At 51.0% G+C, this 812-nt stretch carries 1 rRNA gene; it reads left to right on the top strand.

Features of this window, described 5'->3' with window-relative positions:
- Positions 1-812: ribosomal RNA gene (locus tag MD273_RS18480) — 23S ribosomal RNA — on the top strand; the annotation flags it as partial.

Raw genomic sequence — 812 nt, 5'->3', positions numbered from 1 at the left:
AGAATAGTCATTGTCCTTGAGTAGGGCGGGACACGTGAAATCCTGTTCGAACATGGGGCGACCACGCTCCAAGCCTAAGTACTCGTGCATAACCGATAGCGAACCAGTACCGTGAGGGAAAGGTGAAAAGCACCCCGACAAGGGGAGTGAAAGAGAACCTGAAACCGGATGCCTACAAACAGTCGGAGCCCGCAAGGGTGACGGCGTACCTTTTGTATAATGGGTCAACGACTTAGTGTATCTAGCAAGCTTAAGCCGGTAGGTGTAGGCGTAGCGAAAGCGAGTCTTAATAGGGCGATTTAGTTAGCTGCATTAGACCCGAAACCGAGTGATCTAGCCATGAGCAGGTTGAAGGTTGGGTAACTCCAACTGGAGGACCGAACCCGCATCTGTTGCAATAGATTGGGATGACTTGTGGCTAGGGGTGAAAGGCCAATCAAACTCGGAGATAGCTGGTTCTCCGCGAAATCTATTTAGGTAGAGCGTTGAATGAATACCCATGGGGGTAGAGCACTGGATGGGCTATGGGGACTCACCGTCTTACTGATCCTAACCAAACTGCGAATACCATGGAGTACTGTTCAGCAGACACACGGCGGGTGCTAACGTCCGTCGTGAAAAGGGCAACAACCCTGACCTCCAGCTAAGGTCCCCAAGTCATGGCTAAGTGGGAAAGGATGTGAGGATCCCAAAACAACCAGGATGTTGGCTTAGAAGCAGCCATCATTTAAAGAAAGCGTAACAGCTCACTGGTCTAAATAAGGGTCTTTGCGCCGAAAATGTACCGGGGCTCAAGCCATGCACCGAAGCTG

The organism is Marinobacter sp. C7 (genome assembly GCF_022343555.1).
In the GTDB taxonomy this organism is placed as follows: domain Bacteria; phylum Pseudomonadota; class Gammaproteobacteria; order Pseudomonadales; family Oleiphilaceae; genus Marinobacter.
Note: the sequence above shows the minus strand (reverse complement) of the source record. Positions and strands in the feature narration are given on the sequence as shown.